This is a genomic window from Paenirhodobacter populi (genome assembly GCF_004022215.1).
GTDB lineage: Bacteria > Pseudomonadota > Alphaproteobacteria > Rhodobacterales > Rhodobacteraceae > Rhodobacter > Rhodobacter populi.
The window spans coordinates 84,631-110,456 of sequence record NZ_SAUZ01000011.1 but is presented as its reverse complement, the minus strand read 5'-3'; the positions used below and the strand labels follow the sequence as shown (position 1 = coordinate 110,456).

Genomic DNA, 25,826 nt, shown 5'->3' with positions numbered 1-25,826 from the left:
GCGCAACCTATTGCGATAAAACTATATTTAAAATCGTCTGTGCGGTCGTCCTCCCCATCGCGTTTCCATAAATATCCCGGGGGTGAGGCCGGAACGGCCGAGGGGGCAGCGCCCCCTGCGCGTCCTCCGCGCGTATCACGGTCCCGTTTCTGAATGCGCCACAAAAACGCCCGGCTCCGCGCCGGGCGTTTTGTCATTTCCGGCGTTCGGTCGTCTCAGTGCTTCTCAACGCTTTCGACGCACCTTTTGCGCGATCCGGGCATCGGTCCGGCGTCGGGGTCCGGTTTGGCCCAGGCGCAGCGCAAAGGGGAACGTGGATGAACATGGCGGTTACCGACGGGCTGGCACTGATGCCACCCGCATTCGAGGCGGGTCTGGGCGTATGGTCGCGGGAGGACGGTCTGCCGGGATCGGCGACCTATCTTGGCTCCGGCACGGCGGCGGTCGTGGCGGCGGATCCCGATTTCGGTTCCTGTCTTGAACTGGTGAAGACGCTCGGCACGGAAAAGCTGCGCTACATGGGGCAGACGCCGATCCTGCCCGGCTGCTATCTGCGGATCACCGCGCGGCTCAAGGCGATGAGCGGCAACCGTCCGAATGTGCGGATCGCGGGATATGCGGTCAATGCCGCGGGCGCGCATGTCGGCGGGCTGACCGAGGTCGGCAGCACCGTCACCCTGTCGGATTACGGCCGGGTCACCACCGTTTCGGCGATCGTCGGCACCGGTGCGCGGGGCGGGGTGGACATGGTCTGGGGCACCGCGCCGGCCTATGGCCATTTCGGGCTCGACCTGATCGGGCTGAACGGCGGCGTCGTGCGGATCGACGATATCCAGATCGAGGATGTGACCGACGTCTTCCTGCGCACGATGATGGATTGGGTCGACGTGCGCGACTATGGCGCAAAGGGCGACGGCGTGACCAATGACCGCGCGGCCTTCGCCGCGGCGGATGCGGCCGCGAACGGGCGCTCGATCGTGGTGCCGGCGGGAAAATACTATATCGGCAGCAGCCTGACGATCACCGCCCCGGTGCGGTTTGCGGGAACGGTGGCAATGCCGGTCGCGGCGCGCCTGATCTTGCAGGGGAGCTACGATTTCCCGACCTATGCCGCGGCCTTCGGCAACGAGCTTCTGGGCTTCAAGAAGGCCCTGCAGGCGCTGTTCGCCTATACCGACCACAACACGCTCGACCTCAAGGGGCGGCGCATCGAGGTGACCGAGCCGATCGACGTCAAGGCGCTGGCACCCGACATCACCTCTTTCTCGAACCGGAGGGTGCTGCGCAACGGTCAGTTCAACATCATCGAGGGGACGGCGTGGAACGACACGGTCGTGACCTCGCAGGCGACCTATTCGACGCTGAACCCCAAGGTGCTGACCAATGTGGCGAATATCGCCAATATCCCCGTCGGCGCGCGGGTGACCGGCACCGGCGTCGGGCGCGAGGTCTATGTGCTGGCGGTGGATGTGGGGGCGGGCTCGCTCACGCTGTCGCAGCCGTTCTACGGTGGCTCGGGGACGCAGGTGCTGACCTTCACCCGGCACAAATATGTGCTGGATTTTTCCGGGCTGGCGAAGCTCGACCGGTTCAACATCGATGACGTCGAATTCCTGTGCAATGGCGCGGCAAGCTGCATCATGCTGCCGCCCTCGGGCGAGATGTTCCAGATCCGCGATTGCTACGTGGTGCGGCCGAAGGACAAGGGCATCACCTCGATCGGGCGCGGCTGTCAGGATCTGCTGGTGGACCGCTGCCAGTTCCTGTCGAATGAAATGACGGTGGCGGCGCCCGAGCGGGTGTCCATCGCGCTCAACGTCAATGCGAATGACGTGAAGATCCGCGAAAGCCGCTTTGTGCGGTTCCGCCATACGATGCTGCTGGCCGGGACGGGGCATCTGATTGTCGGTTCGCACTGGTTCCAGGGGGATGACACGACGCTGGGGCCGCGGCTGCCGGGGCTGGTCTTCTGCCAGCCGAACGTGCAATCGGCGGTGACGGGCAATTACATCGACAATTCGACCATCGAATGGACCAACGAATATGCGCCGGATCCGAAGTTCGGGACGGAATATTCCTTTGGCGGGCTGACGGTGACGGGCAACACCTTCGTCTGTATCCGCACCACGTCCTGGTTCACCTGGTTCTCGGTGAAGCCTTATGGCGCGGGGCATTTCATCCATGGTCTGAACGTGTCCGGCAACGTGTTCCGCACCGTCGACTGCACCATCGACCGGATCGAGGCGGTGGATACGACCTTCGCCACGCTCGACAACGAGAGGATGCGCAATGTGCGGTTCTCGGGGAACGCGTTCAACGGGGTGAACCAGCTGACCGCGAATCCGGTGATGGTCGAGGTGAACCAGGCCACGGCGCAGTCGGTCTGGACCGTTGCGGCGGGGGCCTATCTGCCCTTCGCCGGCTGGGCGCGGAATGTCGAAAGCGTGGTCAGCGAGGGGCCGATCACCAATGGCGCGGGCGCGCGCGTGACGGGAATGCCCTTCGTTCAGGTCGAGCAGGGCACCGCCCGGCGAAACGTGACGCTGAACTGGCCGGAGCCGGCGATCGGGCGGGTGCAGATGGTGCTGCGGATGGACAATCCGAACTGACGGGCATCTTTTCCCGGTCAATATTCATATAATTCAGTCCCTTGGCGGAGCACGCTTCGCCAAGGGTATCACCAAGGGTATCACGTTTCTGTTCTGTGCCTGTTCTGTTCACTGGCGTTTCTCCCGCGCCTGACGCGCACGCACGATCTGGCGGGCTTCGCCTGCATACTTGATGACCATCTTTTTCGTGGCGTGGCCGGAGTAGGCGGCAATCTCGTCGTCATCGCAGCCTGCCCATGCCAATTCCATCACGCCACGATAGCGCAGGGCATGCAGGTCATAGGCCTCAAGCCCGAGGCGCTGACGCTCGGCAAGCATCAGGTGGGACATGCCGTTGTAGTTCATGGGGTTCCCGTCCCGCGTGATGAGAATGGAACGGGCGGCGATCGGCACGGCGCCGAGCGACGCCTTGGCGCAGTCCAACGCGGCCTTGAGGTTCGCAGTGCAGGGCAGCACCAGCGGCTTGTCGGTCTTGTTCTGACGCAGGGTGAGGGAATCGCCGTCATAGTCACCCCACCGGAAGCCCACCCAGTCGCCGGGGCGCTGGACACTGCCCACGCCGATCTCGAAGATCAGACGGGGAAGCGGCTTGGCCTCGGCCCGGAACTTGTCCACCGCCCAATCGGGCCAAGGCAGATGTTCTTTCTTCCGCTCAGTGGGCGTCTTGAGCGCGCGGACACCTTTCGCCGGATTGTTCTGGATCCACCCCAGGTCAATCGCGTGTTCGCAGAGAACCACGAGCATCTGGGGGATGTAGTTCGCAAACCGGGTGCGGTGCGCGTTCGCCTTCTGCGCCGCGATCACATCGGAGCGGCTCAGCGCCTTCACGTCCCGGGTGCCGATCTTTTCGCGCAGGTAGTCCATCACCCTGTCGTAGTCCGAGCGCGTGCGGGGCTTGAGGCTCGTCCAGCGATCCGAGGTCCGGTAGTCATCCATCAGCGCGGCCCATGAGGTTTTCGCCTCGAACCGCTTTCCGGTCAGGATTTCCCAATACTGCTGATCGAACGCTTCCGTGCCCTCGTGGGCATCGATGCGGATCAGCTTCATGCCCTTCTTGCGGAAATAGATGCGTCCCGAGGGGTGCCTCCACAAGTATTTTTTCACCATTGCACGCCTCCCATCCCTTCCACCGCGTCACCGTTCCCGATCATGCGCAGGGCCTCGGCACTCCACCGAATCGCACCGGGGGCGATTTCCCGGCCACGCGGAAGGTGTCCCGCCTCCACATGCGAACGGAACTCCGCGACGCCCATATCCAGCAGGGCGGCGGCGTTCTTCTCGTTCACATAGAAGGGGGGCACGCGGCTCATCAGGCGGTGGCCCCCTTCGGATAAGCGATCCCGAGAACCTCGACGGGGCGATAGCCCACGCGAACTACGACTCTGTCGAATACGTCGCTCATATTCACGAAAATGCAGCCTTCGCGTCCAGCGGGCGCTTTGAATACGAGGTCGGTGTAGAGCTTAAGCGCCGAGTCATTGGGCGCCATGAAAACTTCATCGGACCAGCCCGGTCCAGCGACCAAAAGTGTGATTCCGGGGCACTTATTGAAAGGGCAGCCGGGCACGCGTTCGGGGGTGCCGCCAAGGGGGCCGCCCCCGGTGTGCGCAAACATGTTAGCGGCTTTAAACGCCGACTTAAGATCCCCCATGCCAGCATCCACCAGAGCCTTGGCGGCGGCAATTTCGATCAGGTTGAAAAAGCTGTACTGACGGTGGCGACCTTGCGATCCCCCACCTACAATATCCTTTTGGCCGATAATCAGCTGACGCTTTAGCCAATTTTGCAGCGTGTCGTTGTTCACTCCGGTGGCCTCGGTAATTTGGCTCGTGGAGAACTTGGCGTGAAAGATATTCATGATAACCCCCTATGGTTGCCTGACCATATATCGGCGTCAGGCATATTGTCAACTGACCATATGAAGTTATGCCCAAACTAATGCCCGCGCCTCTGCCCAGAAACCCGGAGCCTCACGTTCACTGGGCAGCCCAAACACGCCAAAGCTAGTCCATGCGGCCACCTTCGCCGTGAAGTCTTGGGCGGTCACACAGGGAGTGGCCATCATACGGTCTTCGATATCGGTGCGGCGTTTCCTCATGGCTTCACAGATCGCGTCGCCTTTCGGCGTGTCGGGGTGCGCGCGATATGCCGCGCATTCTTCGGCCTCTGCCGCCTGCCATGCGCGGAAGAGGCGCATGACCGGAGTTTCTGTAGCATCGGCCTGCCCGGGTGCGGTGATGGGCAGAAGAGCGAGCGGGGCAACACAGAGAAGATCACGGCGCATCATGCTGCTTCACCTTTCGGCAGATTGACGACATCCAACCCGGCATTCAATTCTTGAGCCAGCTCCTGCGCGCCTGAAGTGAGGCACAACGCAAGATCAATCCGGTCAGGATCATCCACGACCGCATCAAGAGCCGCCAAGACGGCTTTGAGCTGCCGGGAACATGTCCGCATTCTGTCCATGTGATTTTCACGGCCAATCATGCCCGGACCTCCATCAGCTTGCAGGTCCGGCGCAGGGCGATGCGCATGTAGCTGCGGGCTTCGCGTTCGGTCTGGCTGTAGCCGGTCGGGCGTTCGGTGGCGTCCAGCGCCAGCGTGAGCATGTCGTGGATTTCATTCAGGCGGTCGGAAGGCAAGCCGGTGACGGCTGCCGGAACAGGGTTCGGCATGACAGGACTCCATTGATCTCAAGTTTCAGTATGATACTATTGGCTCAGAAAAAGCTTAAAGTCAATACCTCGGGATAAATGTGATCCTTATGGATGAAAAACGCCCAACCGGACGTCAACTTGCCGCAGCCCGCGCTCTTGCAGGCCTCTCGCAAGCAACAGTTGCAGCAGTTGCGCGGATTTCTGTGCCCACGCTAAAACGTATGGAAGCCAGCGAGGGGCCTGCGGTAGGTATGGCGAACAACGTCGAAGCTGTGTGCCGCACCCTAGAAGCCGCTGGCGTCGAGTTCATCCCCGAGAACGGCGGCGGCGTCGGGGTGAGGTTGCAGAAATCTTAGCGTGGGCCTAAGCTTCTTATCCATCGTGGGACCGCTTACCGAAACTGTTACCAGAACAGAATATAACTGTTCCACATACATTGGTAACAGTTACCAACTATAAGATAAGAAAAGAAAATATAAGAAAATAAAGCACACGGAACGGAACAGGAAAACTGACGGAACCTGTGGATAACCACGAAAGGACCATCGATAATGGATGATGGAATTGCGCAGGATATCGCCACTGAGTTGGAAGATATCGCAAAGAAGCTGGCAAAGCAGAACGAACTGCGTGAGGAATCTAACGACTTACACAGATCATTGATACCGGTGCTGCAAGCAGTGGCGCAGGAGCTTTTGGAATTGCGGAAACATCTCGCCGATGAAGGCCCCGCCAGCGCGAAGCATGACGAGGCCAGATGATCGCCCCCGGCTCTATAACCGTGACGATCTGCGCCGCGCCCCCGGAAGTTCAGAAGGGCCGCGCCTTGACGGGGTTTTCGGGTATGACGCCGGGCACTCACCGTCTAATCCCAGGTGCTTCGCGTGGATAAGCCGCAGGCGCACCCCGCCTAAACTCAGTCCTGCCAGTCGATGAATGACAGCGCGTCCTGTAGGGTAGGGCCGTCGATCCCGGCTTCCTTGGCCTGCGCCAGAGCGCCGATCATCGTTGCCAGCGCGCGGGCCTTGCCGCCGGCGTCGAAAGCCTGCATCGGGCGCACCACGTCGACCTGAACGCCTGCGCCGAGCTTCTCGGCCGCTTCCTCGGCCATGATATTGGCGATCGGCTGCAATACGATCTGGGCAAGATGACGCTGCGCCTCGCGAACCAGCGGCCCGGTGGTCGCCGGGTTGAACAGCCCGGGCAGGATACCAAAGGTGCCGTAGATCGCGCCCTTGGCCTCGGTCAGCATCTTGTCCGCCAGCGTATCGGACAGATCCGGCGAAAGCTGATCCGGGGCCTTGCCAAGCTGCGGGTGCATCCCGGCTCCGACAGCCTGCGCTACGCCTTCCACAACCATCGTCGCGCCACGTTTGCCGACAAAGGCAGAGCGCAGCGATGCCATATCCTCGGCCGAGCCTTCCGGCATCGGCACGATCTGGCTGCCGATCGGGGCATCCCGGAACACGTCGCGGAGCGCAGTTTCCAGCTGTTCCAGCAGATCCGCCGAAAGCCGCGCCCGCCGCAGCGGTGCCGTTCCGGTCCAAGGGGCCACCACGTCCGAGCCGATGCGGAAGTGCAGCACCTCGCCCGCCAGCACGGTGTCGGAGCGCGGCCCGCCCGCTTCGGGGATGGAAACCCGATAGGCCCGGGGCTCGCCGTCGCGCGTGGTCAGATCCCAGTCCGAGCAAGGCACCAGCCGGTCGCGGATCAGCCAGACGCTTTCGCCCCGCAGCGCGAGAGAGCGTGCGGTGAGTGCCAGCATCCTCCGGGACAGCAGATCCGTGCCCTTCACATCCGCGAGGCTCAGGCCGCTTTCCCACAGGCTGACCGACGATTGCACCGCCGCCGTCAGCTCCCCGAGGCCCGAAACGCCCGAGATATAGGACTGTCGCGCCGCAAGGATTTGCGCCGTGTAGCCGGTCGAGGATGCCGAACGGGTTTCAACCTGGGGGACAACCTGCCGTTTGAACCATCCGAACATCAGAGCCTCCAGCGGTTCAGGTGATGCGCCACGACACGTTCCGCCACCTCGCCCACGGGCTGCCAGTTGCGGGCCTCGATCTGGGCTTCGGAATAGGCCGGCCGGGTGACGGCCGACAGCTCGAACAGCTCGGCCGAAGCGATGGTGCGCAGGATGTCAGCGCCCCGGCGTTCGATCCGCTCACCGCCACTCGGAACACGGAAGCCCGGCGAAAGTCCCCGGATCAGCCCCGCCGCATGGGCCGAGAGGAAGTCCCGCGCCCATGTGGTGGCGCCCTCGATCCGCGCCTCCAGCGTCAGTGCATCATCGGAATCGGTCAGTGTCAGGGTGCCGGCCGAGCGCGAGGCCAGCGGCTTTTCGTAGTCGTGACCGGACAGCAGGTGGATTTCGTCACCTGCCTCGATCCTGGTGCGGAAGGCGCGGGGGGCAATCACCTCGCGCCGCCCCGCCGCGATTTCAGTTTCCCGGCCATAGGGGAAACGGGCCGTCAGGCGGGTTGCCCCGCCATCAGACCGCAACTCAAGGCTGCCCGTGTGATCGCCCCAGAGCATCAGATCTGCACCCCGGTCAGGACGCGCAGCTGCGCCGGGCGGGCCACCGCCACGTCAACCGTGGTCAGCGCCGTGAGCCGCAGGCCACCCGACTGTGCGTCCGAGAACGGATCACGGATCACGTCGATCGCGCCCCAGATGCCCACCGTGATCGGGGGGATGCCGCCCGCCCCCGTGGTCAGCAGCGCCGTGGTCGCCGAAGCCGCCGGAGCCGCCAGCGCGTTTGCCGACATGGCGATGTTGCCCGCCGGAATGTTGCCGGTCAGGCGGTCCCATTCCGAAACGGCGGTGCCGGCGATGAGCGTATCGTCCAGCTTGGACCAGACCTCGGGCCGGATCAGCGCCAGCACGTCCGAAGCCGCGGCGGCCGCGTTGCCGGTCATGAAGGCCACGACTGCGGCGCGGAACGCCGACCAACTGGCCGCAGCGCTCACCGCCTGTTCGGTGATGCCGTAATCCGCCGCCCCGGTGATGACGCCGAGCGGTTGCCCATCCACGCCCGTGCCGAGGAACACCGCCTTGTCGAGTTCGGCCCCGATCGTGCCGAGCATGTCCGACCGGATCGACTGTTCCAGCGTCTGCCCGGAGTATTTCAGGGCGTTGCGGGTGATGCGCATATGCACGCCGAGGTTGTGATCCGGTTTCAGGGTCCGGGTTTCCTCGGTGTAGGGCACCGGCCCCGGAACATTGTCCGCCTCGCCAGCCCATCCCGCCGTGACGCTGGACGAGGTGACGGGGATCCACACATCACCCACATCGACGTTGATCGTCGCCGCGCCCATCTTCGCCGCGACAGAAGCGGGGAACAGCCGCGCGACCGTGGCATAGAGCTGGCCGGGATAGGTGATGCCGCCCGAAGTGGTTTCGCCCGCACGCTGTTCCAGAGCGGCCAGCGGCACCGGCATCCCCTGAAACGATCCGCGGTTGCGCAACTCGGTCACGATTTCCGCCGTCTGCCCCGAGAGCATCTTGCCGGTGTCGAGCGCATGAACGATCTGGCGCACCTCGAAGCGGCCCATCAGATCCGCCCATTCCTTGCCCGAGCGGGTTTCCAGATCAGCCCCGGCCTCGCGCCGTTCGGTATCCTCGGCAATGAGCGCCGCACGATAGCGGGTTTCATTCGTCGAGTATTCCCGGTCGAGGTCGCCCATCTGGCGCACTTCGTCCTCGGTCGGGTTCGTCTTGCCTGCCAGCGGCGCAATGGCCTGGCGGATTTCGGACTGCCGTTTGGCAATCTTGACACTATCGAGCATGGTCATTCCTTTTCAGCTCGGGTTGCAGTTTCCGCTGCCAGATCGGCAACGGCATCGGCCCAAGCTTTGCGCTCGGGGGATTTCTCTTTGTGGCCGCACTCGATCCGGGTCTTGCGCGTGTGGCAGGCACCGCAGAGGGCTTGCAGATTGCGCGGGTCGAAGGACAATTCCGGGTGCGTCCGCACGGATTTGATGTGGTCGATTTCCAGCCGCCGCCGATCGCCGCAGCACCGGCATTTCCAGCCGTCACGTTCGAGGATCTGTTGCCGCAGCACCTGCCAGCGCCGGGTCGAGGTGACATGCTTGGAATGGCGCGCGTGTTCCTTCCGGCTCACAGCCATAGCGCCCTCGCTTTCCGGGCCGGGGCCGCTTTCATCCGGGCGCCCTGCGCCACCGCCAGCACAGTTGCCGCCGCCGCGTCGATCCGCCCGAGGCTGCGCGCCTTCGCCAGCTTGTGGTTGCCTGCCGGATCAACCAGCGTGATCGCGTCCGAGAAGGCGAAGCGCAGAAGCATGGACGGGGCCACCTTCACCTCGCCGTCGAACAGGCCGCGGCGGAAGCGTTCAATGTCCTCGCTGCCGTCTTTCCAGCCGAAGCCGCGCCAGATGAACGGGACACGGGCCAGCCCCGCCGCCTGCATCGCCTCGGTGAATTCGGCATGGCGAAAGCGGTCACCGACGATGCAATCCGGGGTGATGCCGTCCAGGTGCTGGACGATCTGCGCCAGCCACGGGCCGGGCGGCACGGTCGCCTCGCCCAGAACCGACAGCTCGCCGCGTTCCTGCATCTGGCAATATCGGTCGGACACGCCATCGGACGCGCCGCGATCCGCGAGGGAAGGGGTTGCCGGGAAAGTGCCGAGGGCTTCCAGCCGCCCGGTTTCCGGCCAGTAGAACGCCGCCGCCGACATGCTGCGAGAGCCGCCGAGGTCCACGCCGAGGATGCAGGGGCCTTCGCGCTCGGGCAGATCGTCGGGCGAGACTTCGGCGCTCATCCATTCGTCAACCGTGACCAGCACCGAACGATCCTCGGTCGAAACCCGCTCGTTGCGGTTCAGGTTGCGGAAGCTGGACAGGGCCGAGCCGCCACGGGCGATTGCGCGCTGCGCCTGCGACACCAGCCACTCCGGGGTCGCGCCGATTCCCTCGGTCGCGCCGGGATTGGCAATGAGTAGGCTGTCCAGATCATCGGCGGGCAGGCCGAACGCCGGGCGATGCTCCTGAACATAGGTGCTAGGCGGCGGATCATCGAGCCAGCGGGAGAAGGTGTTGGCATCGTCCGGGGCCGAGGTCGAGATGATCAGCGCCCGCCCGTCACGCTTGCCGAGGCCGGAGAGGATCGCGTTTTCGAGGTTGTCGCCCTTCTCGCGTTCCCATGCCGCCCGTTCGTCCATGATCGCCAGCGTCGGAGCGCCGCCGAGAATGGATTTGCCATCAGCCGCGATCACCCGCGCCAGACCACCGCCGTTGCCAGCGAATTCCACTTCCAGCTTGGAGCCGCGCCGGACGATGAACTGGCCCTGATCCGCATCGGGCAGTCCTTGGATGTAGCCGAGAAGGAAGTTGAATGCGGTGCGGGCCTGATCGCGGTTTCGGGCTGCGAGGATGATTTCCCGCTTGGGTTGCGGCTGTTCTTCAAGCGCCCCCACCAGTTCAGCCAGCGCCAGACCTGCCGAGAGTGCGGTTTTCGCATTGCCGCGCCCGATCGACAGCACCCCGACCATGACTTTCTTCGCGAGAGCGCCTTTCACGAATTTTCGCTGGAAATCGGCCAGTTTCAGCGGTTTTCCGGCCTTTTTCCCCTCGGGAACGCACAAAAGGCCCAAAAACTGGATTGCGCGGATCGCCTGCGATTTTCCCCGGATTTTTTTCAGGAGAGAGAAAGGAACACTCCCGCCCCCGGTCCTCTGTCCCGCAGCTTTGGGGGCATTGGGACCAGTTTCCCCGAACAGGTCGCCCGCGGCTGCGGCGTGGTCGATCATCGTTTTGCCTTCCTCTCTAAATTCCACCGTCCTGCTGGATGGTGAGGGTTGTTGTGATGGGCATAGGACGACAGCCCACAGCGCTTGGCCGTGGCTGTCCCTATGCCCACCGCGATCTTGCTGGCCGGAGCCGGGCCGCCGCTTAGGGCCTCTCTGTGCGCGCGTCCTTCGCCAGAGAATTGACCGCTACTTTCCGCACTCGAACGCTGTGCGGGGGGTCGGGCTTCGGTCTTTCGGACTGCCCTTTGCATCTGACCCCACCCCGTGGTATGCTTCCTTCAATGTGAGCGGCCACCGTCTGAACCGTCCCGCGCACATCGGCCCACCGCGCCAACGGTGGGCTTTCTTCTTTCCTCAGTCCCCCTCGATCGGATTGAACTCGGGATCCTGCGGGCCGCTGTATTCGGTCAGCAGGCGACGCATGATCGCCTCTTGCTTGGCGGTCGGTTGCCAGTCCGGGCGCTTGCCGTGCTTCGCGATCGAGCGCACGAAGCCCCTCACGAAGTCATTCGCGTCGAGGTCGCCCATCACCCGGCGCACCACACCGGGCCAGCGCAGGGTCAGCATTTCGTCCAGTTCCAGCGAGGTCATATCGCCACCCCGCGATATCGCGCGACGATACGGGACGCGGCGAGGGACAGGCCCACGGGTCGCTCAGTGCTGCCGCCGCGGGCATCGAACAGCATCGCCGCCTGATCGAGGATCGCCAGCTTGAGGTCATCGGGCAGATCGCCCGCATCCTCGGGTAGCGTATATTCCGCCGCGTGGGCGACATCGCCAGCCGCCGCCGCCAGCATCAGCAGCAGGTCGGCGTCATCATCGGCGAAGTCGATGCGCGCATGGAACTTCGCAGCAGGAAGAAGGGCGGAAACGTTCATGCGGCCACCTCGATATTGCTGATGTGATGGAAGAACGCCGCCTGATCCTTGGGCGTCATCGCCTCGAACGCGGCCAGCGCATAGGCCTTCAGCTCATTGCGCGAGGCCCAAGACGCCCACGACCGGGCGTCGTCCATGCCGCCGAGGAACGCGGGCAAGGGGCTGCCGGTCGCGCCAATGGCGGCGGCGGCGGTCATCGCCGCGGTGTCAGCATCGAGCGAGGTGAGCGCCGAACAGGCCAGCATCGCCCGCTCGGCTTTGGTCATCCGGGCTACCGCGACGAAACGGAAATCGGACCAGGCATCGGGGGTGCCAAGCGTCAGCGTATAGCCGAGCATGCGCGACATGCGCTTGTGCTCGGGTTTCATGAAGCTGGAAAGAGCGTTTTTCTGCTTTCGGATGGCGGTATCATGTTCACCCGCCGTTCCCTTTTTGTCGCGATACTTTTTGTGACTTATGCCAATGTTTTCGCCAGTTTTTGTTTTGGATGGACAATCCGAACTGACGGGCCGAACTGACAGGGCGGGCCGGCGGGGCAGGTTGTGCCCGCCGGCTTCGCGCCGCGCTTGCATTCGGATGCGGATCGGCTAGTAAATCGGATGTCGGAGGTTCTCATCGAAAGGACGCCCCATGCGCGCGCGCATCTATCAGCCGGCCCGCACCGCCATGCAGTCGGGGCAGGCCAAGACGAAGGCCTGGTATCTGGATTTCCCGCCCGCGGATGCGCGGGAACTGGACCCGTTGATGGGCTGGACCAGCTCGGACGATACGCAGGCTCAGGTCCGGCTACGGTTCGACAGCCGCGAGGCCGCCGAAGCCTATGCGCAGGAGAACAACATCGACTATACGGTGATCGAGCCGCACAAGCGCGGGGCCAACATCCGCCCGCGCGGCTATGGCGAGAATTTCGCCTCGGACCGCTGGGGGAACTGGACCCACTAGGTTCTGCAATCCGGGTGAGGCGTCGCGCTGCCTCAGGGAATACTTTGGGCTGACTTCAGGTCAGTTACTGACGCCCGGAATTGCGCAACCATGGATCCGAAGAAACGGCATTCCCCAATCGGTCGGCCTTGCTTTTTCAAAGTCACCCGACCGGATTGTCTTCCATTCATCTTTCCTTAAATATCCCGGGGGTGAGGGCCAGCGGCCCGAGGGGGCAGCGCCCCCTTGCGCCCTATCCGCATGCCATGCGATCGGGATTCTGGACCTTGGTGCGGTTTGCGGGCGGGATGGCCCGCAGCGGAAGGGGCCCGAAGGCCCCCTCGGCGATCAGGCTTCCATCGCCTCGAGTTCGTCGATGAAGCCCGCGATCATGTCCAGCCCGCGATTCCAGAAGGCCGGATCCGACGCATCCAGCCCGAAGGGCGCCAGCAGCTCCTTGTGGTGTTTCGAGCCGCCCGCCTCCAGCATGGCGAAATACTTGGACTGGAAGTCCGGCAGGCCGCCCGCATAGGTCGCATAGAGCGCATTCACCAGCCCGTCGCCGAAGGCATAGGCATAGACGTAGAAGGGCGTATGGACGAAATGCGGGATATAGCACCAGAACGTCTCATACCCCGGCATGAAGTCGAAGGCATCGCCCAGACTTTCGGCCTGCACCGACATCCAGAGCGCGTTGATATCCTCGGGCGTCAGCTCGCCCTCGGCGCGCGCGGCATGCAGCTTGCATTCGAAATCGTAGAAGGCGATCTGGCGGACGACGGTGTTGATCATGTCCTCGACCTTGCCGGCGAGCAGGGTCTTGCGCTCGGCCGGGGTCTTGGCGCGATCCAGAAGGGCGCGGAAGGTCAGCATCTCGCCGAAGACGCTCGCGGTTTCGGCGAGCGTCAGCGGGGTCGAGGCCAGAAGTTCCCCCTGTTTCGCGGCCAGAACCTGATGCACGCCGTGGCCGAGTTCATGCGCCAGCGTCATCACGTCGCGCGGTTTGCCCAGATAGTTCAGCATCACATAGGGATGGACGGTGGTCACGGTCGGATGGGCAAAGGCGCCGGGCGCCTTGCCGGGCTTCACCCCGGCGTCGATCCAGCCCCGCTCAAAGAACGGCTGCGCGATTTCCGCCATCTTCGGTGAAAAATCCGCATAGGCGCCCAGAACGGTGGCTTTCGCCTCGTCCCACATGATGGTGCGCGGGGTTTCGGTCGGCAGGGGGGCGTTGCGGTCCCAGATCTGCAGCCTGTCGAGGCCGAGCCATTTCGCCTTCAGCCGGTAATAGCGGTGGCTGAGCCGCGGATAGGCGGCGACGACGGCGTTGCGCAGCGCCTCGACCACTTCGGGCTCGACATCGTTCGACAGGTGGCGCGCGGTCTGCGGGGTGGGCATCTTGCGCCAGCGGTCCTCGATCTCCTTGTCCTTGGCGAGGGTGTTGTGGACCCGGGCAAAGATCTTGAGGTTGTCGTCGAACACGCCGGCCAGCGCCTTGGCCGCCGTTTCGCGTTTCGCGCGGTCGTGATCCTGCATCAGCGTGGTGGTGGCTTCGAGGTTCAGCTTTTCCCCGTCCACGTCGAATTCCAGCGCCGCCGTGGTTTCGTCGAACAGCCGGTTCCATGCGGCCGCGCCGACGACCGACTGGTCATGCAGGAATTTCTCCAGTTCATCCGACAGCTGATAGGGCTTCATCGCCCGCATCCGGTCGAAGACCGGCTTGTAACGCGCAAGCGCCGGGTCCGAGAAGAGCGCCTGATAGGTCGCATCCTCGATCCGGTTGAATTCGAGCGAGAAGAACACCAGCGGCGTGGTGTAGCCGGTGATCCTGTCCTGCGCGTCGGACATGAATTTCGCCCGCCCGGCATCGACGGTGTTCTGGTAGTAGCGCAGCCCGGCGTAGGACATGATCCGCCCGGCGGTGGTGTCGATCGCCTCGTAGCGGTGGATGCATTCGGCCATCGCGGCGGCGTCGAGGGTGGCGAGCTTGCCTTCGTAATCCCGCGCGAAGGCCGCGCATTCGGTTTCGAGCCAGCCCATGTCACGGGCAAGTTCCGGCGCGTCGGGCGCGGTGTAGAGATCGCTCAGATCCCAGTCGGGCAGGGCGCCGAAGCCACCCGCCCCGCCGGGCGCGGCCCCGGATCCGGAGTTGGCATCGGCAAGGGGAAGGGGGGAATATCTGGTCATGGCGTCCTCATTTTCCGGTTGCCTTCCAGATAGGCGCGGGGGTGGGCCGGGCGCAAGGGCCGAGGCCCCCGCCCGGGTCATGTCCTGCCTTGCCGGGGGCCGGATCCACCCCCGATCCCCGTGTGTCCCGGGTGGGATAGGGGCGCCGTCTTGCGGAAAAATTGGGCGGTTATCGCCGGTATTGCGAATATTTGGTCGAAATCCGTCGCGGATGTGCTAACGTAATAGGCAATGTCGTAAAAAATAGTCACACGCCCCCGTGGGAAAGGGAATAACTGATGCGGTGTGCTTCCTTCCCCGGAAACCGCTGCTTAAGCTTCACTCAAGGCCGGAGGAATCAACGCGCCATGAGCACCTATTTCAACGAGATGTACGAGCACGGTCAGGTCCGTGAGCCCTATGCACGGCTTGAGGACTGGACCAGGGCGATGCCCGCCGAATTGCGGCAGATGAAGCAGGCGGAGGCCGAGGCATTGTTTCGCCGGATCGGCATCACCTTCGCCGTCTATGGCGAGGGTGGAGACCCGGATCGCCTGATCCCTTTCGACATGTTCCCGCGGGTCTTCACCCAGAACGAATGGCGCAAGCTGGAACGGGGCATCAAGCAGCGCGCCCGGGCGCTCAACGCCTTTCTGCTGGATGTCTACGGCCGGGCCGAGATCGTCAAGGCGGGCAAGGTCCCGGCGACGCTCGTCTACCAGAACGAGGCCTATGAACGCGCCGTCGCGGGCTTCACCCCGCCGCGCGGGATCTACAGCCACATCGTCGGCATCGATATCGTGCGCACCGGGGCGGATGAATTCTTCGTGCTGGAGGACAACTGCCGCACCCCTTCCGGCGTCAGCTACATGCTGGAAAACCGCGAGATCATGATGCGGATGTTCCCCGACCTGTTCCGCGAAAACCGGATCGAGCCGGTGGACGGTTACGCCGATGCGCTGCGCCGCACGCTCGCCTCGGTCGCGCCGGCGAAATGCGACCGCGAACCCACGATCGGCATCCTGACGCCCGGCCATTTCAACTCGGCCTATTACGAACACAGCTTCCTTGCCGACCTGATGGGGGTCGAACTGGTCGAGGGGGCGGATCTGTTCGTCGAGGGCGGCTTCGTCTGGATGCGCACGACCGAGGGGCCGAAGAAGCTCGACGTGATCTACCGCCGGATCGACGATTCCTTCCTCGATCCGCTGTGCTTCCGGCCGGATTCGATGCTTGGCGTGCCGGGGCTGATGGATGCCTACCGCTCGGGCGGGGTGACGATCTGTTCCGCGCCGGGGGCGGGGGTGGCCGACGACAAGGCGATCTATACCTTCGTGCCGGAAATGGTGCGCTTCTATCTGGGCGAGGAGCCGATCCTGAACAACGTGCCGACCTGGCAATGCTCGAAGGCCGACGACTGCAAATATGTGCTCGAACATCTGTCGGAACTGGTGGTCAAGGAGGTTCACGGCTCGGGCGGTTACGGGATGCTCGTCGGTCCGAAATCGACCAAGGACCAGATCGAGACGTTCCGGCTGAAGATCGAGGAGAATCCCGACAATTACATCGCGCAGCCGACGCTGTCGCTGTCCACCACGCCGACCTTTGTCGAAGAGGGGATCGCGCCGCGTCACGTCGACCTGCGGCCCTATTGCCTTGTCGGCGAAAAGATCGAACTGGTGCCGGGCGGGCTGACCCGCGTGGCGCTGACCGAAGGCTCTCTCGTGGTGAACTCCTCGCAGGGCGGGGGCGTGAAAGACACCTGGGTATTGGCGGAGTAAGACCATGCTGAGCCGGACGGCGGAAAATCTGTTCTGGATCGCGCGTTACATCGAACGCGCGGAAACCATGGCGCGCCTGCTTGAGGTGGGGGCGCGGATCGCGCTGATGCCCTCGGCAGGGCATGGCTACAGGAGCGAATGGGAAAGCCTTTTGCAGGCATCGGGCACGGCCGAGGGCTTCGCCGAGAAATACGGCGACCCGGTGCAGCGCAACATCGAAAGCTATCTGTTCTTCGACCGCGACAACCCCTCTTCGGTCGTGTCCTGCATCGAGAGGGCGCGGGAAAACGGTCGGATCGTGCGCACAGCGCTGACGGCGCAGGTCTGGGACGCGCTGAACGTCGCGTTTCAGGAGATACGCCAGCTCGAACGCCGGCCCCGGTCGGAGCTGGAGCTGACGGTGCTGACCGAATGGGTGATGCGGCAGGCGGCGATGCTGCGCGGCGCGATTGAGGCGACACTGCTGCGCAACGACGGCTATTGCTTCCTCAACCTCGGCTTCGCGCTGGAGCGGGCGGACAATACGGCGCGGCTGCTGGACGTGAAGTATTTCGTGCTGCTGCCCTCGGTCGAACTGGTGGGATCGGGGCTCGACAATTACCAGTGGCAGACGCTGTTGCGCGCCTTTTCCGCCACGCGGGCCTTTCACTGGGCCTATGGCGGCGACATCACCGCGCGCAAGATCGCCCATTTCCTGATCCTGAACCAGCAAAACCCGCGGTCGCTGATTTCCGCGACGATTTCCGCGATGGATCATCTGGACGACTTGGCGCACACCTATCACAAATCCGGCCCGGCGCAGATGCGCGCCCGCGCGCTGGTGGGCGAATTGTCCGAGCTGCACATCGAAGAGGTCTTCGAGGAAGGTCTGCACGAATTCCTCACCCGCTTCATCCGCGATGTCGGGGAACTTTCGGACATGGTCTACAACGCTTATCTGAGCGGAGAATCCCGATGATCTTCACCGTCAGCCATGTGACGACCTATCGTTACGAAGTGCCAATGCGCTCGGCGGTGCAGTCGCTGCGGCTGTTCCCCTCGCGCTTCGACGGGCAGCGGACGATCCACTGGGATGTCGCGGTCGAGGGCGGCGTGCGCGGCGGATCCTTCCGCGACGGGGCGGGCGACAAGGTCGAGGGCTGGTCGATCCGCGGCCCGGTGACCGAGGTGTCGATTTCCGTCTCGGGGCAGGTCGAGACGATCGACAATGCGGGCGTGCTGCGCGGCCACCGCGAGGTGGCGCATCCGCTGGCCTATCTGCGCGAGACGACGGCGACATGGATCGACGACTCCATCGCCGCGCTGGCGATCGAGGCGGCGGGCGATGTCACCGATCCGCTGAGCCGCGCCCACCGGCTGTCGCGTGCCGTCAGCGAGGCGATCGCCTACACCCCCGGCCGCACCGATGCGCAGACCACCGCGGCCGAGGCGCTGGCTTTGGGCGAGGGGGTCTGTCAGGACCATGCCCATGCGCTGATCGCGGCGGCGCGGTCGCTTGGCATGCCGGCGCGCTATGTCTCGGGCTATCTCCATGCCCGCGACGACGGCGAATCGCACGAGGCGTCGCACGCCTGGGCGGAGCTTCATGTCGCCGGCATCGGCTGGATCGGGTTCGACGCGGCGAATCGCTGCTGCCCGGATGCGAATTACATCCGGCTCGGCTCCGGTCTCGATGCGCGCGAGGCGGCACCGATCAAGGGCGTGGCGCAGGGCGCGGGGGAAGAGGCACTCGAAGTCACGGTTGCCCTCGACGCCGTGCAGCAATAATGTGCCCCGATCTGCGAGCCCTGCCGCCTGTCCCGTGGGAAGAGCGTAAATGACCTATTGTGTTGGCCTTCTGCTGAACGAAGGCATGGTGCTGTTGAGCGATACCCGCACCAATGCCGGGCTCGACAATATTGCGACCTATCGCAAGATGTTCACCTTCGAGAAGCCGGGTGAAAGGGTGATCGTCATCATGACGGCCGGCTCGCTGTCGGTGACGCAGACGACGATCGCGCGCCTGCGCGAGGCGATCGACGACAAGGATTCCACCCCGGATCAGTCGATCATGCTGGCGCCGACGATGCTGAAGGTCGCCGAGATCATCGGCAATGCGTTGGCCTCGGTGCGGCTGGACATCGAATCGAAGATGGAGGCGTCGAAGGTTTCGACCTCGGCCTCGATGATCGTCGCCGGGCAGCGGCGCGGCGGCGGGATGCGGATGTTCCTCGTCTACCCCGAGGGGAATTTCATCGAAGCGACGGAAGACACGCCGTTTCTGCAGATCGGCGAGCACAAATACGGCAAGCCGATCCTTGATCGCGTGGCGCGGATGGACATGTCGCTGGACGAGGCACGCAAGGCGATGCTGCTGTCGATGGATTCGACGTTGCGGTCGAACCTGTCGGTGGGGATGCCGCTCGATCTGGTGATCATCCACAAGGACGATTGCCAGATTTCGGAACGGCGCCGCATCGAAAAGGGCGATCCGGATTTCTCGCGCATGTCGGAGATGTGGTCCGAGGCGCTGCGCGACGGCTTCACCAAGATCCAGATCTAACGCGCGGCGTCGAACAGCGCCGCCACCGCGTCATAGAACCGTTTGCGGCGGGCGGGCGTTTCCATCATCACCTCATGCTCGCCGCCCTCGACCACCAGCAGGCGGCCGCCGGGCCAGCGGGCCATGCGCTCATGCACCGGCCGGGTGTTGATGATTCGCTCATGGCTGCCGATCACGGTCAGGCAGGGCAGCGCGGGCGAGGGCAGGGCGGCCAGCGCCTGACATTCCAGAATGCTTTCCGCCGCCCATTGATAGCTCGGACCGCCAAGCGCCAGCCGGGGCTCGGCGCCGGCCTGATCGACGAGCCAGGCCCACATCCGCGCGTCGGTGGTCAGCATGTTGTCCTCGAACGGGGCGTGCAGGACGTAGGTTTCCGCCGTGGTGCCACGCACATAGGCCTCGGACAGGCGCCCGCCGCGCAGCCAGCGCGCAAGCTGCGGCGCCCAGGGCCGCAGCCAGCGCGGCACGCCCACCCCCCACATCGGCGCGGAAAAGGCGCAGGCGCGGAACGGATGCGCGCCCATCAGACGGCGCAGCGCGATCGCGCCACCCATCGAATGCGACAGCACGAACCAAGGGCGCGGCAGGTCCAGCGCCGCGCCCTGCGCCAGAAGCGCGTCCAGATCCCGCTGGAAATCGCCGAAGCGCAGCAGATGGCCGCGCGCGGGATCGGCATGGAGGCGCGGCGACAGCCCCTGACCGCGCCAGTCGATCGTGATCAGGCCATAGCCGCGCGCCGCGAATTCCATGGCTGCAGGCCCGTATTTCTCGACATATTCCGACCGGCCGGGCAGCAGGAAGACCGTGCCCTTGTCCGCGCCCTTGTCCGCCCCCGGCCAGTGCCCGACGCGCAGCCGCAGCCCGTCCGCCGTCGTCACCCAGAAGGCCCGCCCGCCATCCGGCCCGCGGGCAAGATCGTTGCGCAGCGGGGCTTCGGTCACGACAGCGCCGATCCCAGCTTCATCGCCAGCATCATCGGCCCGTCGACCTTCAGCCGCCCTTGCATGAAGGCCACCGTCGGGTTCACCCGCCCCTCGAACAGACCGCGGAACGTGTCGAGATCGGCGCTCAGCGTCACCTCGGCCGGGCCGTCGCCGGCGCGCACGCCCTGCGCATCGGCGATGATGCTGCCCTCGCCCTCGATCACGAATTTCGCGACCGGGGAAAATCCGTCCGGCAGACGCTTTGCCAAAGCCTCCACCGCCTTGTCGATCACCGTGCTCATCTGTTCCCCCGTCATCCGCTGTCCGTCATCCGCTGAAAGTGAACGAAACGCCGGGGCCAAGGCTCTCGCTTTTTGCGGCGCTTCGATTACATTCGTCTTATGAGCATCGGTGCGCGGAATAACAATTCAATCCTTATGGTCGTGATCGCGGCAGTGCTGATGGCGCAGCCCCTGCATGCGGAAACCGAAGGGTTGGACCGGCAGTTCGGTGAACTGGCCGATCCCGGTTACGCCGGCTGGTCGCGGGCCGAATCGGAAATCCGCATGGCGTGGTCGCGGTCCGGGTCCGCGCCGATGGATCTGTTGCTGAAGCGGGGGGAGGATGCGCTCGATGCCGGGGATCCGGCGGCGGCGGTCGAACATCTGACCGCGCTGACCGATCACGCCCCGGATTTCCCCGAGGGCTGGAACGCGCGCGCCACCGCCTATGCCATGTCGGGCGAATACGGCCCGGCCGTCGCCGACCTGCGCCGGGTGCTGAGCCTTGAACCCCGCCACTGGGGGGCGCTGTCGACGTTGGGGGGACTGCTTGATGAAATGGATGACAAGCCCCGGGCGCTTGCCGCTTTCCGTGCCTCTTTCGCCTTGAACCCGCACCAGCAGGATGTGAAAGACGCCATTGTCAGGCTGGAAAAGGAACTGTCGGGCGTCGCGCTGTAACCGCGCCCCCCGCGATGAGGAACAATGGCAGGGCGGATCACCGCGGTCCTCGGGCCGACGAACACCGGCAAGACGTATTACGCGATCGAGCGGATGCTGGCGCATCGCACGGGGGTCATCGGCCTGCCGCTGAGGTTGCTTGCGCGCGAGGTCTATGACCGCATCGTCAAGGCGCGCGGGCCATCGGTCGTCGCGCTGGTGACCGGCGAGGAACGGATCGTCCCCGAACGCGCCGCCTACTGGGTCGCCACGACCGAGGCGATGCCCGAGGTCGGCGCCGATTTCGTCGCCATCGACGAGATCCAGCTTTGCGCCGATCCGGAGCGTGGCCATGTCTTCACCGACCGACTGCTGAACATGCGCGGGCTGCACGAGACGCTGTTCCTCGGCTCGGATGCGATCCGGGGTGCGATCGCGGCGCTGGTGCCCGGCGTGCAGTTCATGCGCCGCGAACGGATGTCGAAGCTCACCTGGGCCGGATCGAAGAAGATCAGCCGCATGCCCGCGCGTTCGGCCATCGTCGGCTTCTCGGTCGAGAATGTCTATGCCATCGCCGAGCTGCTCCGCCGGCAAAAGGGCGGGGCGGCGGTGGTGATGGGCGCGCTGTCCCCCCGCACCCGCAACGCGCAGGTGGAGATGTATCAGAACGGCGACGTGGATTACCTTGTCGCCACCGACGCGATCGGCATGGGGCTGAACCTCGACATCGACCATGTGGCCTTTTCCGCCACGGCGAAATTCGACGGGCGCCGGATGCGCCCGCTCTTCCCCTACGAGATCGGCCAGATCGCCGGGCGGGCCGGACGCTACACCCGCGACGGCACCTTCGGCGTGACAGGCGAGGCTTCGCCCTTTCCGCCCGAGGTGGTCGAGGCGGTCGAGGACCACCGCTTCGCGCCCCTCCATCGCCTGCAATGGCGCAATGCGCGGCTGGAATTCGGCACCGCGGAACGGCTGATCCGCTCGCTCGAGGAAAGCCCGCAGAACCAGTGGCTGACCCGCGGGCGCGAGGCCGATGACCTGCGCGCGCTGAAGACGCTGACCGCCTTGCCCGAGATCGCGGACCGTCTGCGCCACCCCGCGGATGTGCGTCTTCTGTGGGATGTGTGCCGGATTCCCGATTTCCGCTCGATTTCCGAGGCCGAACATGCAACGCTTCTGGCGCGGATCTTCGGCTTTCTGCTGACGGGGCACGGCGTGCCGTCGGACTGGCTGCGGGGACAGATCGAACGCATCGACCGCACCGGAGGGGATATTGACGCTTTATCGCGCAGGCTGGCGTTTATCCGCACATGGACCTACGTCGCGCAACGCAAAGGCTGGGTCGATGATGAATCCCATTGGCGCGGCGAGACGCGCGCGGTAGAAGACCGCCTGTCGGATGCGCTGCACGGCGCGCTGACCCAACGATTTGTGGACCGGCGCACTTCCGTGCTTCTGCGCCGGCTCAAGCAGAAGGAGACCCTCGTGGCCGAGGTGAACGACAAGGGCGAAGTGACGGTCGAGGGCGAATTCGCCGGCCGTCTGGACGGCTTCCGCTTCCGGCAGGACGGGACTTCCTCGCCAGACGAGGCGAAGATGCTGGCGCGCGCCGCCTATGAGGCGCTGAAGCCCGAGTTCAGCCTGCGGGCGGACCGGTTCTACAATGCGCCCGACACCGAGATGGATTTCACCGAACAGGGTGGCCTGATGTGGGGCGACACGGCGGTGGGCAAGCTCGTCAAGGGCCCGGAGCCGCTGAAACCCTCGGTCGAGCCCTTCGTCGACGAAGAGGCCGGGGCCGATGTCGCCGAAAAGGTGCGCCGCCGTCTGCAGCATTTCATCGACCGCAAGGTCGCCGCGCTGTTCGAGCCGCTTCTGGCGATGAGCCGGGACGAGACGCTGACGGGCCTGGCCCGCGGTTTCGCCTTCCGTCTGGTCGAGGGGCTGGGCATCATCCCGCGCGAGACCGTGGCCAGCGAGGTCAAGGAACTGGATCAGGAGGCGCGCGGCAGCCTGCGCAAGCATGGCGTGCGCTTCGGCCAGTATACGATCTTCCAGCAGGCCTTGCTGAAACCAGCGCCGACGCGGCTGCGGCTGGTGCTGTCGTCGCTCTGGGACGGGTTGCAGGAATTTCCCGAAAGCCCGCCTCCGGGCCTCGTGACGATCCCGCATATCCCCGAGGTTCCGGCCTCGGCCTATACGCTGTCGGGCTATCGTCCAGCGGGGGCGCGGGCGATCCGCATCGATATGCTGGAACGGCTGGCCGACATCCTGCGCACGCAGGACACGCGCGGCGGGTTCGAGGCCAATCCCGACATGCTGTCGATCACCGGGCTGACGCTGGAACAATTCGCCGATCTGATGCAAGGGCTTGGCTACAAGGGCGAACGCGGAGAACGCGAAAAGACCCGTCCGACGCCGGAGCCGAAGCTGCCCGAAGAGGGCACTGAAGCCGCCGCGAACCCGATCCCCGAGGAAACCTCGCCCGTCGCCGAGGCGGAGGCCGAGGCCGCGGAAGCCGCGCCCGAGGTCGAGGTGTTCTACACCTTCGTCTGGGCCCCGCGCCCGCGTTCTCCGCGCCCCGAGCGCGGCCCGCGCCGCGATGCCGGCGGCGAGGGTGGCAACCGCCGCGAAGGCGGCAAGCCCGAGTTCCGCGGTGACCGTGAAAAGGGCGGCGGCAAACAGGGTGGCAAGCCGAGGGGCGACGGAAAGCCCGGCGGGAAGTTCGGCGGCAAACCCGGCGGCAAGCCGCGCCGTGACGACGCCGACAAGGGCGCCCGTCATTTCGAGGCCCGCCCGCCGAAGAAGGAAAAGCCGATCGATCCCGACAGCCCCTTTGCCGTTCTGGCCGCCCTGCGCGACAAGAAATAAGGCGGGATGGAGGCGCGGATCCGCATCGACAAATGGCTCTGGCACGCGCGGCTGGTCAAGACGCGCGGCCTTGCCGCCGATCTGGTGTCGGGCGGCAAGGTGCGGGTCAATGGCGCGCGGATCGAAAAGCCGGGCCGGGCCGTCGGGCCCGGCGATGTGCTGACCGTCTCTGTCGCCGGGCGCGTCCGTCTGCTGCGGATTCTCGACTGCGGTCTGCGTCGCGGCCCGGCAGGCGAAGCGGCGGAGCTGTTCCTTGATCTTGAGGCAGCGGTTCCACCGGAAGGCGGCATGGGCGAACAGGCGTCCTGACCGGATCGCGGCTTTGCGGCGGCTGGTCTTTCCCGCACCGATCCCCTTGATTGATGCCGCAACCGGGTCTAGGTAACCGGCGAACAAAGAAAGAATGATCCGGGGTTTTCCATGACCTATGTTGTCACCGATAACTGCATCGCCTGCAAATACACCGACTGCGTCGAGGTATGCCCGGTCGACTGCTTCTACGAGGGCGAGAATACCCTGGTGATCCATCCCGACGAATGCATCGACTGCGGCGTCTGCGAACCGGAATGCCCGGCCGATGCGATCCGCCCGGACACCGAGCCGGGGGCCGAGGAATGGGTTGAATTCAACCGCAAATATGCGGAACTCTGGCCGGTCATCACGCAAAAGAAGGATCCGCTGCCGGATCACGAACAGCATGACGGCGAAACCGGCAAGCTGGAAAAATACTTCTCCCCCAACCCGGGGTCGGGAGACTGATTCTACCCGGTTGCGGCGCTAACACGGCGATGCGGGGCAGGGCGGCGTTTCCCTTGCCGAAACGACCGGAAAGGCCGCTTTTTAGCGGGAATCCGGCTGTTCACCACATCGTGGGACATGGCGGCGCTTTGAGATAGCGCATTTTTGTGCTATATACTTGTCACATAAGAATTCGACCCCTCCCCTGATGGGACATCTGTCCATCGGTTGTTTCGGTGACGATTGAGAAAACATCGCGTCGCTTCGGCGACGGGGGTGTTTTCTGCGCTGAACGGGGGCCGCTGGACCGGCTGCAAGGAAGCGACTGAATGACCAAGACCAAGAAGACCGAGTTTCGTCCGGACGATTTCGTTGTCTACCCCGCCCATGGCGTCGGCAAGATCATGTCGATCGAGGAGCAGGAGATCGCCGGACTTCGGATGGAACTGTTCGTGATCTCCTTCGAGAAGGACAAGATGACCCTGCGGGTCCCGACGGCCAAGGCGCTCGACATCGGGATGCGCGGGCTGTCGACCCCGGATGTGGTGCTCAAGGCGCTGGAAACGCTGAAGGGCAAGGCCAAGGTGAAGCGGGCGATGTGGTCGCGCCGCGCGCAGGAATATGAACAGAAGATCAATTCCGGTGACCTGCTGTCCATCGCCGAGGTGGTGCGCGACCTGCACCGCGCCGATGACCAGCGCGAGCAGAGCTATTCCGAACGGCAGCTGTATGAAGCCGCGCTGGAACGGCTGACCCGCGAAGTCGCCGCCGTGTCGGGCACCGACGAAGCCGGCGCCGCGAAGAAGGTGGACGACGTGCTTCTGGGCCGAGCCGCCTGATCGGCAGATCTGGATGATAGATGTGAACAGGCCCCGGTGGGGCCTGTTTTTTTATGGCGTGGTTCGTTGCGGGCGCGTTTCACAAGCGGAAACGGAGTGCTGGCCGATGGAAAGAGAGGGGGCCAGCCCCCTCGCGCGTGCCGCGCTTCACCCCCGGGATATTTATGGAAACACGAATGGGAGGAAGC

General features: G+C 64.5%; 30 protein-coding genes. 13 read left to right on the top strand and 17 right to left on the bottom strand.

From position 1 onward, the window contains the following. Nucleotides 1-317: 317 nt before the first annotated feature. Entirely contained in the window at nucleotides 318-2,609 is a 2,292-nt protein-coding gene (locus D2T30_RS10645) for a glycosyl hydrolase family 28-related protein (protein ID WP_128208856.1), read from the top strand. A gap of 108 nt (nucleotides 2,610-2,717) precedes the next feature. Here D2T30_RS10645 and D2T30_RS10640 read toward each other — a convergent pair whose 3' ends face one another. The 6 genes from D2T30_RS10640 to D2T30_RS10615 form a co-directional block, all read right to left on the bottom strand. Beyond that, complete coding sequence (locus D2T30_RS10640) at nucleotides 2,718-3,716, bottom strand: site-specific integrase (RefSeq protein WP_128208855.1); 999 nt, start codon at nucleotides 3,714-3,716, stop codon at nucleotides 2,718-2,720. Then, nucleotides 3,710-3,919, bottom strand: a complete 210-nt coding sequence (locus D2T30_RS10635) for a hypothetical protein (RefSeq protein ID WP_128208854.1) — start codon at nucleotides 3,917-3,919, stop codon at nucleotides 3,710-3,712. The genes D2T30_RS10640 and D2T30_RS10635 overlap by 7 nt, the downstream gene beginning before the upstream one ends. Then, a complete protein-coding gene (locus D2T30_RS10630) occupies nucleotides 3,919-4,467 on the bottom strand; it encodes a MerR family transcriptional regulator (protein ID WP_128208853.1) in 549 nt (182 codons plus the stop codon). The genes D2T30_RS10635 and D2T30_RS10630 overlap by 1 nt, the downstream gene beginning before the upstream one ends. 66 nt (nucleotides 4,468-4,533) lie before the next feature. After that, nucleotides 4,534-4,896, bottom strand: coding sequence for a hypothetical protein (locus tag D2T30_RS10625; protein ID WP_128208852.1), 363 nt, complete (start codon nucleotides 4,894-4,896; stop codon nucleotides 4,534-4,536). Further along, nucleotides 4,893-5,096 carry a hypothetical protein gene (locus tag D2T30_RS10620; RefSeq protein WP_128208851.1) on the bottom strand — a complete coding sequence of 68 codons (204 nt, stop codon included), beginning with the start codon at nucleotides 5,094-5,096 and terminating at the stop codon, nucleotides 4,893-4,895. Before D2T30_RS10620 ends, D2T30_RS10625 begins: the two co-directional genes overlap by 4 nt. Next, nucleotides 5,093-5,284 (bottom strand): hypothetical protein, encoded by a 192-nt coding sequence (locus D2T30_RS10615; RefSeq protein ID WP_128208850.1) that lies wholly within the window; start codon nucleotides 5,282-5,284, stop codon nucleotides 5,093-5,095. Before D2T30_RS10615 ends, D2T30_RS10620 begins: the two co-directional genes overlap by 4 nt. Before the next feature lie 89 nt (nucleotides 5,285-5,373). Between D2T30_RS10615 and D2T30_RS10610 the strand changes: the two genes are divergently transcribed. Continuing rightward, on the top strand, nucleotides 5,374-5,622 hold the full coding sequence (locus tag D2T30_RS10610; protein WP_128208849.1) for a helix-turn-helix domain-containing protein: 249 nt from the start codon (nucleotides 5,374-5,376) through the stop codon (nucleotides 5,620-5,622). 195 nt (nucleotides 5,623-5,817) lie between these two features. Continuing rightward, nucleotides 5,818-6,027, top strand: coding sequence for a hypothetical protein (locus D2T30_RS10605; RefSeq protein WP_128208848.1), 210 nt, complete (start codon nucleotides 5,818-5,820; stop codon nucleotides 6,025-6,027). Between the two features lie 155 nt (nucleotides 6,028-6,182). Here the strand turns inward: D2T30_RS10605 and D2T30_RS10600 are convergent, their stop codons facing one another. From D2T30_RS10600 to D2T30_RS10565, 8 genes are all read right to left on the bottom strand, one after another. Beyond that, complete coding sequence (locus D2T30_RS10600; protein ID WP_128208847.1) at nucleotides 6,183-7,250, bottom strand: phage portal family protein; 1,068 nt, start codon at nucleotides 7,248-7,250, stop codon at nucleotides 6,183-6,185. Then, complete coding sequence (locus D2T30_RS10595; RefSeq protein WP_128208846.1) at nucleotides 7,250-7,801, bottom strand: HK97 family phage prohead protease; 552 nt, start codon at nucleotides 7,799-7,801, stop codon at nucleotides 7,250-7,252. Before D2T30_RS10595 ends, D2T30_RS10600 begins: the two co-directional genes overlap by 1 nt. Beyond that, nucleotides 7,801-9,054 carry a phage major capsid protein gene (locus D2T30_RS10590; protein WP_128208845.1) on the bottom strand — a complete coding sequence of 418 codons (1,254 nt, stop codon included), beginning with the start codon at nucleotides 9,052-9,054 and terminating at the stop codon, nucleotides 7,801-7,803. The genes D2T30_RS10595 and D2T30_RS10590 overlap by 1 nt, the downstream gene beginning before the upstream one ends. Before the next feature lie 2 nt (nucleotides 9,055-9,056). Next, nucleotides 9,057-9,395, bottom strand: a complete 339-nt coding sequence (locus D2T30_RS10585; RefSeq protein ID WP_128208844.1) for an HNH endonuclease — start codon at nucleotides 9,393-9,395, stop codon at nucleotides 9,057-9,059. Further along, nucleotides 9,386-11,035, bottom strand: a complete 1,650-nt coding sequence (locus D2T30_RS10580) for a terminase large subunit domain-containing protein (RefSeq protein WP_128208843.1) — start codon at nucleotides 11,033-11,035, stop codon at nucleotides 9,386-9,388. The genes D2T30_RS10585 and D2T30_RS10580 overlap by 10 nt, the downstream gene beginning before the upstream one ends. A gap of 354 nt (nucleotides 11,036-11,389) precedes the next feature. Further along, on the bottom strand, nucleotides 11,390-11,626 hold the full coding sequence (locus D2T30_RS10575) for a hypothetical protein (RefSeq protein ID WP_128208842.1): 237 nt from the start codon (nucleotides 11,624-11,626) through the stop codon (nucleotides 11,390-11,392). Further along, on the bottom strand, nucleotides 11,623-11,913 hold the full coding sequence (locus tag D2T30_RS10570; protein WP_128208841.1) for a head-tail connector protein: 291 nt from the start codon (nucleotides 11,911-11,913) through the stop codon (nucleotides 11,623-11,625). The genes D2T30_RS10575 and D2T30_RS10570 overlap by 4 nt, the downstream gene beginning before the upstream one ends. Further along, a complete protein-coding gene (locus D2T30_RS10565; protein WP_128208840.1) occupies nucleotides 11,910-12,260 on the bottom strand; it encodes a hypothetical protein in 351 nt (116 codons plus the stop codon). Before D2T30_RS10565 ends, D2T30_RS10570 begins: the two co-directional genes overlap by 4 nt. Before the next feature lie 283 nt (nucleotides 12,261-12,543). Between D2T30_RS10565 and D2T30_RS10560 the strand changes: the two genes are divergently transcribed. Next, nucleotides 12,544-12,855 (top strand): ETC complex I subunit, encoded by a 312-nt coding sequence (locus D2T30_RS10560; protein WP_128208839.1) that lies wholly within the window; start codon nucleotides 12,544-12,546, stop codon nucleotides 12,853-12,855. A 327-nt stretch (nucleotides 12,856-13,182) separates the two neighbouring features. On the opposite strand, the gene D2T30_RS10555 is transcribed toward D2T30_RS10560, so the two are convergent. Beyond that, the gene (locus tag D2T30_RS10555) at nucleotides 13,183-15,021 is read right to left on the bottom strand and encodes a M3 family oligoendopeptidase (RefSeq protein WP_128208838.1); all 1,839 of its coding nucleotides are present in this window, start codon (nucleotides 15,019-15,021) and stop codon (nucleotides 13,183-13,185) included. Between the two features lie 347 nt (nucleotides 15,022-15,368). Here D2T30_RS10555 and D2T30_RS10550 point away from each other — a divergent pair, with 347 nt between their 5' ends. From D2T30_RS10550 to D2T30_RS10535, 4 genes are read left to right on the top strand one after another with little or no spacing between them, the layout of a single operon-like run. Further along, entirely contained in the window at nucleotides 15,369-16,781 is a 1,413-nt protein-coding gene (locus tag D2T30_RS10550) for a circularly permuted type 2 ATP-grasp protein (protein WP_128208837.1), read from the top strand. 4 nt (nucleotides 16,782-16,785) lie between these two features. Then, nucleotides 16,786-17,739: an alpha-E domain-containing protein gene (locus D2T30_RS10545; RefSeq protein ID WP_128182424.1), complete on the top strand. Its 954-nt coding sequence runs from the start codon at nucleotides 16,786-16,788 to the stop codon at nucleotides 17,737-17,739. Beyond that, nucleotides 17,736-18,548 carry a transglutaminase family protein gene (locus D2T30_RS10540; protein WP_128182422.1) on the top strand — a complete coding sequence of 271 codons (813 nt, stop codon included), beginning with the start codon at nucleotides 17,736-17,738 and terminating at the stop codon, nucleotides 18,546-18,548. The genes D2T30_RS10545 and D2T30_RS10540 overlap by 4 nt, the downstream gene beginning before the upstream one ends. A 49-nt stretch (nucleotides 18,549-18,597) precedes the next feature. Continuing rightward, nucleotides 18,598-19,323 (top strand): peptidase, encoded by a 726-nt coding sequence (locus D2T30_RS10535; protein ID WP_128182420.1) that lies wholly within the window; start codon nucleotides 18,598-18,600, stop codon nucleotides 19,321-19,323. Here D2T30_RS10535 and D2T30_RS10530 read toward each other — a convergent pair. Both D2T30_RS10530 and D2T30_RS10525 read right to left on the bottom strand, forming a co-directional pair. After that, a complete protein-coding gene (locus tag D2T30_RS10530; protein WP_241651239.1) occupies nucleotides 19,320-20,264 on the bottom strand; it encodes an alpha/beta fold hydrolase in 945 nt (314 codons plus the stop codon). The genes D2T30_RS10535 and D2T30_RS10530 overlap by 4 nt on opposite strands. Beyond that, complete coding sequence (locus D2T30_RS10525) at nucleotides 20,261-20,548, bottom strand: SCP2 sterol-binding domain-containing protein (protein ID WP_128208899.1); 288 nt, start codon at nucleotides 20,546-20,548, stop codon at nucleotides 20,261-20,263. Before D2T30_RS10525 ends, D2T30_RS10530 begins: the two co-directional genes overlap by 4 nt. A gap of 159 nt (nucleotides 20,549-20,707) precedes the next feature. Between D2T30_RS10525 and D2T30_RS10520 the strand changes: the two genes are divergently transcribed. The 5 genes from D2T30_RS10520 to D2T30_RS10500 all read left to right on the top strand — a co-directional run bounded on the left by D2T30_RS10520 (nucleotide 20,708) and on the right by D2T30_RS10500 (nucleotide 25,638). Beyond that, nucleotides 20,708-21,208, top strand: a complete 501-nt coding sequence (locus D2T30_RS10520) for a tetratricopeptide repeat protein (protein ID WP_206612912.1) — start codon at nucleotides 20,708-20,710, stop codon at nucleotides 21,206-21,208. A gap of 24 nt (nucleotides 21,209-21,232) precedes the next feature. Beyond that, complete coding sequence (locus tag D2T30_RS10515; protein WP_128208835.1) at nucleotides 21,233-24,061, top strand: helicase-related protein; 2,829 nt, start codon at nucleotides 21,233-21,235, stop codon at nucleotides 24,059-24,061. A gap of 6 nt (nucleotides 24,062-24,067) precedes the next feature. After that, entirely contained in the window at nucleotides 24,068-24,370 is a 303-nt protein-coding gene (locus D2T30_RS10510) for an RNA-binding S4 domain-containing protein (RefSeq protein ID WP_128208834.1), read from the top strand. Nucleotides 24,371-24,481: 111 nt separating this feature from the next. Beyond that, a complete protein-coding gene (fdxA, locus tag D2T30_RS10505; protein WP_128208833.1) occupies nucleotides 24,482-24,820 on the top strand; it encodes a ferredoxin FdxA in 339 nt (112 codons plus the stop codon). A 308-nt stretch (nucleotides 24,821-25,128) separates the two neighbouring features. Continuing rightward, entirely contained in the window at nucleotides 25,129-25,638 is a 510-nt protein-coding gene (locus D2T30_RS10500) for a CarD family transcriptional regulator (RefSeq protein ID WP_128182405.1), read from the top strand. Nucleotides 25,639-25,826 lie beyond the last annotated feature (188 nt).